Raw genomic sequence first — 8602 nt, forward strand, 5'->3', positions numbered from 1 at the left:
ACAAAGCAAACGTCATGCAGACCACCATTTGGAACCGGATTGCCAAGTGGAATCGCAAGAACCTTGAGCCCGGTTTCGAGGAGGGCGCGAGCATCCAAATCAAGCTCATGACCGGCGAAACCATTCCGGCTGAGGTCCGCGTGTTCAAAATCCTGGACAAGGACGATCCCGATGCCGATGCCCCGCAGACTGGCTTGCGAGCGCTTATCAACGGTCAGTCACATGCGAAGCGCGACACGCAGTTCTTCAAGACCGGCGCGGTCGACCTCGAACATATCGCCGGCAGCATGCTGGTGACGCTGGACTGCACGAGCCTCAACCAGACCTCGCGCAACGCGATCTTCATGGCAAACCGCGAGACGTTCCGTGAGGACGACCTTCTGAAGGATCTGTTCAAGAAGCTGCAAAAGGAGCTGAAGAACCACGAAGGTTTGAAGGCGCTTAACCAGCAGCGTTACGAGGAGAAAATCAAGAACGCGACCTCCGATGACCTCGGCATCAGTGCCCTGGAAGAGTTGCTGGCGAACGACCCCTCATTGGCGGACTTGTTCAGCAGCATGTTGCCGGGCAAGGTTGCTGCCGCCACGGCCACCAAGAACCCGGGCGACAAGGTGACTGGCAAGCCGGATGAATATGTCGGAAAGGAGTTTCCGACATATTTCAAGCGGGCGGACGGTATGACCGTCGTGCGAGTTGACCTGCCGAAGGGTGACGACACCCGTGTTTCGTTCATCACTGACGTGGCGAACAACTACCTCACACGGGACAAGCACCCCGGCGTCGTCACCACCACCGGATCGTTCGAGCCGTCGTCACGGCTGTTCAACGGTCGGTTTACGTTGACCTTCCACTGCCCGAAGAAGGCGGTTGTTGGCACGGCCGAGACCACCGAGGTGCTAATCAAGGACGACGCCAATCACTCGTTCAAGCTCACCATTCACGTCACGGTCGTTAAGGAGCGCGAGAAGCGCGAACGGGAACCGAATCAGGACAAGGTGCAGACGCAGGAGTCGCCGAGCCGTCCCGACGTGATCGAGGTGAATAACGGCGCCGACGCTTTGCCGCTGACGGTGGAGCGTGAGCCCGGGAGCACCCGGCTGAAGCTCGCTCTCAACAAGGACTCGCACTTGTTGGAACAGGCGAAGCATACGCGCCCGCCCGAGGAACAGCCTGCCGTTGACTTTGTGTTCAAGTACGGTCTGGCGCTGATCGCGATGGGCTTGCTTGAGAACGTGAAGCCGACACCAGCGTGGAAGGAAAATGAGGAGCAGTGCCGCAAAGACATCAACGCGCATTGCGCCGGTGTGGCGCGCGTTATCGTGCCACTCTGTCTGACGCTGCCAAAGAAGCTGCCGAAGGCCGCGTGACGGCTTTACGGTGAAATAGCACGACCTCTTGGCTGCCCGGTGTTGTACCGCGCTGAGCGCTGTACCACCGGCGGCCGGGGACGCTGCGCCACAAACGACCGTCTGCCTCGCCCTTGAGGATCGGCAGGCGAAATTCAGTCAGTCCGGCTTCTTCCATAGCTTCGAGGTAGCGCGGGAGCTGCCAGTCCGGCGACGAGAACGCGACCATCTGCACGATGATCGTCTGTTCGTCGGCAAGTGCCGCGACCGACGACATCGAACCCTTGATGTTGTCGAAGTAGGTTTTCAGGCCCGGATATTTCCGGTCGCCCATCGTGTAGTAGCTGAGGCCCGCACCATCGAGCTTGTTGGCGATCATGAAAGGGAGCGGCGCTTCTTTGCGACCGTCGACCTGCCAGCGGTGATAGAGCACATGCACGCCTGGATACGGCGGCGACGTGACGACCAAGCGCGGCGCGCGCATGTCCGTGAGCGTCTGTTCTTCGTCAATGCCAATCGCGCTGCGGCGCAGAACCGTGATGGCTTGTTGGCGACCGTGGAGACGGACGGAGGCCCGCAGATCACGAGCGCCCTGGACCATATCTTCAGCGGTTTCAGTCAGCGTCCGGCGGAAGTCTTCGATGGTCGCGCGCTTACTGCGACCATCGAGCGCCCACTGTGCGCTTCTCAGAACGACGCAGCGACCGAAGCTCTCAAGACGAGGCGTGCCGAGTTTGATCGCGTGAGCGAGTGACTGTTCAATCGCCTTGCGCATGCGCCAGCGCGAACGATGATTGAGGTGCTTGTAATAACCAAGTTGTTCGTAGTCAGAGAGCGGTGTAGACGGCTTGTGAATATCGACCGACGTTGCGACGCGGCTGCCCCACCGCTCCAGGGTCTCAAGTTCGGCTTCTGAAAAGACCGTACATTTGACGTTAGTGATGAACTCAGCGAGCGAGCTGATGTCCACGCCGACCGCTTCCCGACCGGAGGCGATGGCTTCAACCAGCGTGGTGCCGCCGCCGACGTGTGGATCAAGCACAAGGTCGCCTGGTTTGGTGAAGGCGCTGATCGCGGCTTTCGCGAACACCGGCGAGAACCGAGCAGGGTACTTGTAGTAGCCGTGTGTCAGACCACGCACGGGCGCGCCGTCGCGTGCGGCTTCGACCAGCCGGCGCTGCGATAGTGCGTCCAATTGTAGGTGGGTCCGTTCTGACATCGATTAACCATGTGCGGCTGTTTTGGTTAACAGCGCCCTAACGAGTTCCTCCCAGTGGCACGAGATAGTGTTCGGTTTTTGTTCTCTTTGCAACCGGGGCCGTTTCGATGCCCACAGCGGGAATCTAATCGCTGTTCACCGCGGCAGCCCGCGGCCCGGTGGGTAGGACGGTTGTTCGATTTGCCCGATAGGCGTAAAACCTGCGTAATTTCAACGTAGGAGTGGAGCAGCCCCCGGGCACCAAGGCTCCGCCCCTGGTCACCACGGCTCTTGCAAACCGAGCTTGCTTACCTTCGGTGAAATGCAGGCGGTGTTTGGCTTGTGCTTCGGCCCCAATGTCCGCGAGCGGCTTTCAGCTATTTCCGATCACCGCATCCTGACGCAACCGACGCATCCAGACGGCGGTGTCGTGGAAGGCGCTGCCGCCGTTGGGTGGTACCGGATCGTCGCCGATCAGCTGGTTGACGCCAAGGCCTCCCGAGAAATCCGCATTCGGCCAGATTCCCTCGACGATCACGACGCCGGGACGAGCGCTTTGGTCGATCTTCGCCGGCAGTTCGAGCCGGCCGCGGCGGTTGCCGATCTGCACGATGTCGGAATCGGCCACGCCTTGGCGTGCGGCGTCTTCGGGGTGGATGATCACGTGAGGCGCGCCTTCGCGTTTCCGTGAGCTCTCGATTTCCGTGAAGGTGGTGTTGAGGAAGGTCCGCGCCGGCGGTGCAACGAGGCGGAACGGGTGCTCGCTGTCGGCGACTTCATAATTCTCCATGAAGTCCGGCAAGGATCGCATGCCCTGACCGTACGGTCCGATCACGGCCCAATCCGGCTTGAAATGGAATTTGCCGTCCGCGGTCGGGAAACGATGGGTGAAATGAGCGTCGTCGAACGGTTCGGCGCATTCCACCCAGCCGGTGCCGAAGGCCTCCGCCGCCGTTCCCCGTCCGGATGCAGTAAGCGTCTTGTCGATCAGCTCGAACGCGCTCATGCGAAAGCTCGGATGATCGGATCCCAGCCGCCGCGCGATGCCGCAGACCACTTCGTGATTGGTCCAGCTCTCCCGATAGCGGTCGAGAACGCGCGGGCCCGCGGTGATGTATGTGTGCCCGAGACCGTAGTAGATGTCGTCCGCTTCGAGAAACATCGCCGCAGGCAGCAGGATATCGGCATAGCGCGCCGTCGGCGTCATGAACTGCTCGTGCACGCAAAGGAACAGGTCTTCCCGGCCGAGCCCCTGGGCCACCTTGCGGCTATCCGGGGCCACATTGGCCGAGTTGGCATTCTGCATGATCATCGCGGCGACCGGCGGCCCGCCCTTGAGGGCGACCGGGTCGCCGGTCAGGATGGCGCCAATGCGCGATTGGTCGAGAATGCGCGTGTCGGGATCGCGCATGTCGAGACCATGCGCCAACGTCGTGTCGAGGCGCCAATTGTCGAGCGCGAGAAAGAACGCGCCGCCGCCCTTGTGCTGCCAGGCACCCGTGATCGCCGGCAGGCAGGACACCGCGTGCATGCTGGCGGCGCCGTTGCGCGAGCGGGTGAAGCCGAAGCCGAGGCGCAGGAAGCTGCGCTTGGTCTGTCCGTAAAGCCGTGCGATCTCGACGATCTGCGCGACATCGACGCCCGTCACCTGCGCCGCCCGCTCCGGCGGCCAGCTCTCGATGTGACGCCTCACGTCCTCGTCGAAATCTGTCAGCCCCGCGAGATAGGCCTCATCCGCAAATCCTTCCTTCAGGAGGACGTGCATCATGCCGAGCGCGAGGGCGGCATCGGTGCCGGGGCGGACAATCACGGCGATGTCCGCCGCAGCGATGGTCGGCGTCCGATAGACGTCCACCACGATCAGCTTCGCACCGCGCTTGCGCGCCCGCGCGATGTGGGTCATCGCATTGACCTGGGTCGAGACGGGATTGCCGCCCCACATCAGGATCAGATCGGCATCGACCATCTCGCGCGGGTCGCAGCCGCGCAATTCGCCGATGCCGGCCTTCCAGCCCGACTCCGCCGGCGTCACGCAGATGGTGGTCTGCTGACGCGAATAGCGGAATGCGTGCCGCAGCCGGTCGAGCCCCCAGCGCTGGATGACGCCCATATTGCCACCCGAATGATAGGGCCAGACGGATTCGGATCCATGGCTTTGTGTCGCGCGGGTGAACCGGTCCGCGATCTCGTCGAGCGCGTCGTCCCAGCTGATCGGCGCAAATTCACCCGATCCCTTGGCGCCGACGCGCCGCATCGGCTGCGCGAGCCGGTCGGGATGATGCACGCGGTCGGCATAGCGCGACACCTTGGTGCAGCAGACGCCCGACGTATAGCTGTTCTCGGCGCTGCCGCGGACGCGTCCGATGCGGGTCGGGGACAAGCGCTCCACTTCCAGCGCGCAGGCGCTCGGACAGTCGTGCGGGCAAGCCGTCTTGACGAAGCTGCTGCTCGGCATGCGCACCTCAATCGTTGCGGAATTCGGACGACCAATGCAGCAGTCGTCGCTCGATCGCGCTGATCAGATATACGAGACCCACGCCGACCAGGCTGAGGATGACGATCGAGGCGAACATGTCGGTCGCATTGAGCGTCGCCAGCGCTGTCGTCAGGAGATAGCCGACGCCGGTCGTCGATCCCACGAACTCGGCAAGCACCACGCCGATCAGCGCAAAGCTGATCGCGTTGGGCAGCGCTGCGAAGGTCCATGCCGCCGCCGTCGGAATGCGCACGCGCCACAGGATCTGCGACCGCCGTCCGCCGAGCGTCCGGCAGAAATTCACCAGTTCCTGCTCGACGCTGTTCGCGCCCTTGTAGGTGTTGAAGAAGACGAGGAAGAACACCATGAACCAGGCGGTCACGACCTTCGAGGCGAGACCGAGGCCGAACAGCATCGTGATCAGCGGCACGAAGGCGATGCGCGGCATCGAGTTCATCGAGACGATGAAGGGGTTGAGCACCTTGGCCCAGAACCGGCTCTGGGCGAGCATCACGCCGACGGCGAAGCCGGACGCAGTGCCGACCAGCAGACCCAAGCCGGTGGCGTAGAGGGTCGACGCCAGATGGGGCCATATCGCGTTCTTGCCCGGCTGCATCCACTGCCAGATGCGTGCGCCGATCAGCGAAGGACGGCTGATGAAGAACGGGTCGAAGATCGTATTCTGCTGAAACCAGGTGATGCGCGTCAGCGCTTCCCACACTCCGAGCGCTACCGCCAGGATCAGCACTTGTGTGAGCGTGATCCGCAAGCCGCCGGCCGAACGCCGCCGCGACTGCGTCCTGGACGCGCGGCCTGCGGAAATCTCCGGGCCGGCGATCTGCACCTGGTCGCTGCTCATGCTGCCGCCCTGAACTGGTTGCCGAGCACCTTCCAGACGCGCTGGATGTGAGCGGTGAATTGGTTCGATTGCCGCAGCTCGAAGACGTCGCGCGGATAGGGAATGTCGATCACTTCTTCGAGCAGGATGTGGCTGGGGGGCGACGACAGAACGATGACGCGGCTGGCCAGCGTGACCGCCTCGTCGAGATCGTGCGTAATCATGACGATGGTCTGGCCGAGCTCGCGCCAGATCTCGAGCAGCTCGCTGTGCAGATGAGTTTTGGTATGGGTATCGAGGGCGCCGAACGGCTCGTCGAGCAGCAGGATCTTCGGATCTACCGCCAGACTCATGCACAGCGCGACCCGGCGGCGCATGCCGCCGGACAGCTGATGCGGATAAGCCTCGGCAAAGTTGCTGAGATGCGCGAGCCGCAGCAGCCGGTCAATCTTCTTGTCGGTGTCTTTCCTGGCCGCGCCGGCGAATTTGAGGCCGAGGCCGACATTCTGCCGGACCGTGTACCAGGGCAGCACCGTGTCCTTCTGGAAGATGTATCCGAGCGAAGCCGGCACGTCGCGATCGACGCGCGCGCCGTCGACATGGACCTCGCCTGCGGTCGGCGGCAGGAAGCCCGCGATCATGTTGAGGATCGTGCTCTTGCCGCAACCGGACGGTCCGACGATGCAGACGAACTCTCCCTTCTCGATGGTCAGGGAGACGTCGCCTACGGCCTTGACGATCTCGCCGCTCTTGCTCTCGAACGACTTGCCGAGGTGACGAAGCCCGATCATCGCGCTCATGCCGCGCGCGCCTTGCGCACGAAATCCATGTTGATCGCCGACTTGTAAGGAATCTTCGCCATCTGGTCGGGCGTGAACTGACGATCCTTGATGATGTCGGAGAGAAGCGCGTAGCTGGCCTCGGAAATGATGTTGTCGGGCGAGAAGACGTTCTGCTTGTAGAAGGTCAGGCCGCTCTTCACGGTCTCCTTCGGCAGCGAGTTCATGTAGTCTTCGTGCAGCAGCTCGGCGAGCTCTTCGGGCGTACTGGAGTTGATCAGGTTCTGCGCCTTCACGAGGCCGGTGACGGCCGCCTGGATCGCTGCCGGATTCTTGTCGATCTGTTCCTGCAGGACGTAGCAGCCGATGCCCGGGACATCGCCGCCGAAGGTCGATTTCCAGCTGGCATCGTCGCCGATGCTGAACAGCGGCACCGCCCAGTCCTCGCCCTTCATCTGTTCGAGCATGGCCGAGGTCGCGATCGTCGCGGCCACCTGTTTCGATTTCAGCGCACCGAGCATGGTCGCAAAGTCGCCGAGGCCGCGGATATCGACATCCTTGGCGCCGCCCTTCTCGGTGATGAAGACGGCCATCAGCCAGGTGGCCGATTGCAGCTGGGTCACGGCCAGGCGCTGACCACTGAGGTCGGCGACCGACTTGAACTTGCCGGCGTCTTCCTTGCGGATCAGGATGTTTGCGTAGGTAATTCTGCGATCAAGCCCGAACACGACCGTGGTGGGCTTGCCGGCGACGGTGGTGGCGAGGGCGTCGTTGACGCCGCTGCATCCCACCAGCACCTGCCCCGCCGTGAGGATCTGCTTGGTGCGCGGTCCGCTCTGGGAATTCAAATAGCCCACATCGATGCCGGCTTCCTTGAAGTATCCCTTTTTGAACGCGACGTAGGGCGCACTGTAGATCGGGTCGATGCCGGCCACGCCGAACTCGTATTTCGCCGACGACTGGGCTTGGGCTGCGGTGGACAGAATGAAGGGTGCGGCCAGCAACCCCTTGGCGACGTCGCGACGGCTCCACCGGCCGTTGTGATTTCTGCTGCTCGTCATATTCCCTCGAACGGTCTGCTAACCGGCGAGGCAATCTTCGGGCCTGCCTTAAAATTCATCAAACAGTAAATTGCGCTGACTGCGATCTGATTTTAAGATCGCTGACGGATCGGTCCGGCTGCAATGGCGCACCCATGAATCTCAAACAGCTCGTGCATTTTCAGAATGTTGCGACTCATGGATGCATCACGACGGCTGCTGCGCGTGGCAACATCGCCCAGTCGGCGCTTTCGAGCCAGATTGCGGCCCTGGAAGCCGATTTGGGGGTCCAGCTCCTATTCCGTCACGCGCGCGGTGTGACGCTGACCCCCTGCGGCGAGATCCTGCTGGATCATGCCCGCCAGATCCGTGCCCAGTTCGACCTGGCTCGCCGCGAGGTGCAAGAAGCCGCCGACGTGGCGGGGGAAGTCACCATCGGAATTCCCGTGAGCATGGCCTCGGTGCTGACGCTGCCGCTGCTGCAGGCTCTCGAGCTCAAGTTTCCAGGCGCGCAAGTCCATGTGTTCGAAGGTCTGACGGGCGACCTGCGCGGCTGGCTCCGGTCGGGCAAGATCGACACCGGCATCCTCTATGGCGATGACCAGGCCGACGGCCTGTCGCTGACGGAGCTTGCCGAGGACGAACTGGTGTTGTTCGGGCGAGTTGGCGAAGAGGCAGCGGGGCGCCAGAGCATTGCATTGGAGCAACTCCCCCGCTGGCTCATCTACACGACCGATGGCGAGCACCCCGTGCGCCCATTGCTGAGCAAGACCGCGAAGGCTCATCATCTCGCTCTGAAATTCGGGGCGCAGATCAACTCCGTGGGGCAGCTCAAAGCCCTCGCGCGCGAAGGCCGCGGCCATACCATTCTCCCGCGCGTGGCGCTCGCAACGGAAGAACCGACGGAACGTGCGCAGATCCTGGC

7 protein-coding genes are annotated in these 8602 nt (G+C 62.6%); 2 read left to right on the forward strand and 5 right to left on the reverse strand.

Features of this window, described 5'->3' with window-relative positions; genetic code table 11:
- Window positions 1-1367 (forward strand): hypothetical protein (locus tag JHD07_RS10405; protein ID WP_291621654.1); only part of this gene is annotated, 1367 nt, incomplete at its 5' end.
- Here the strand turns inward: JHD07_RS10405 and JHD07_RS10410 are convergent.
- From JHD07_RS10410 to JHD07_RS10430, 5 genes are all read right to left on the reverse strand, one after another.
- Window positions 1315-2541, reverse strand: a complete 1227-nt coding sequence (locus JHD07_RS10410) for a DNA methyltransferase (protein ID WP_291621656.1) — start codon at window positions 2539-2541, stop codon at window positions 1315-1317. The genes JHD07_RS10405 and JHD07_RS10410 overlap by 53 nt on opposite strands.
- Window positions 2542-2917: 376 nt before the next feature.
- Entirely contained in the window at window positions 2918-4999 is a 2082-nt protein-coding gene (locus JHD07_RS10415) for a molybdopterin oxidoreductase family protein (RefSeq protein WP_291621658.1), read from the reverse strand.
- Window positions 5000-5006: 7 nt separating this feature from the next.
- Window positions 5007-5879, reverse strand: a complete 873-nt coding sequence (locus JHD07_RS10420) for an ABC transporter permease (protein WP_291621660.1) — start codon at window positions 5877-5879, stop codon at window positions 5007-5009.
- Complete coding sequence (locus JHD07_RS10425) at window positions 5876-6658, reverse strand: ABC transporter ATP-binding protein (protein WP_291621662.1); 783 nt, start codon at window positions 6656-6658, stop codon at window positions 5876-5878. The genes JHD07_RS10420 and JHD07_RS10425 overlap by 4 nt, the downstream gene beginning before the upstream one ends.
- Entirely contained in the window at window positions 6655-7698 is a 1044-nt protein-coding gene (locus tag JHD07_RS10430; protein ID WP_291621664.1) for an ABC transporter substrate-binding protein, read from the reverse strand. Before JHD07_RS10430 ends, JHD07_RS10425 begins: the two co-directional genes overlap by 4 nt.
- A 134-nt stretch (window positions 7699-7832) precedes the next feature.
- On the opposite strand from JHD07_RS10430, the gene JHD07_RS10435 reads away from it, so the two are divergent.
- On the forward strand, window positions 7833-8602 hold a 770-nt coding region (locus tag JHD07_RS10435; RefSeq protein WP_291621666.1), incomplete at its 3' end, for a LysR substrate-binding domain-containing protein.

Source organism: Bradyrhizobium sp. (genome assembly GCF_016462955.1).
In the GTDB taxonomy this organism is placed as follows: Bacteria; Pseudomonadota; Alphaproteobacteria; order Rhizobiales; family Xanthobacteraceae; genus Bradyrhizobium.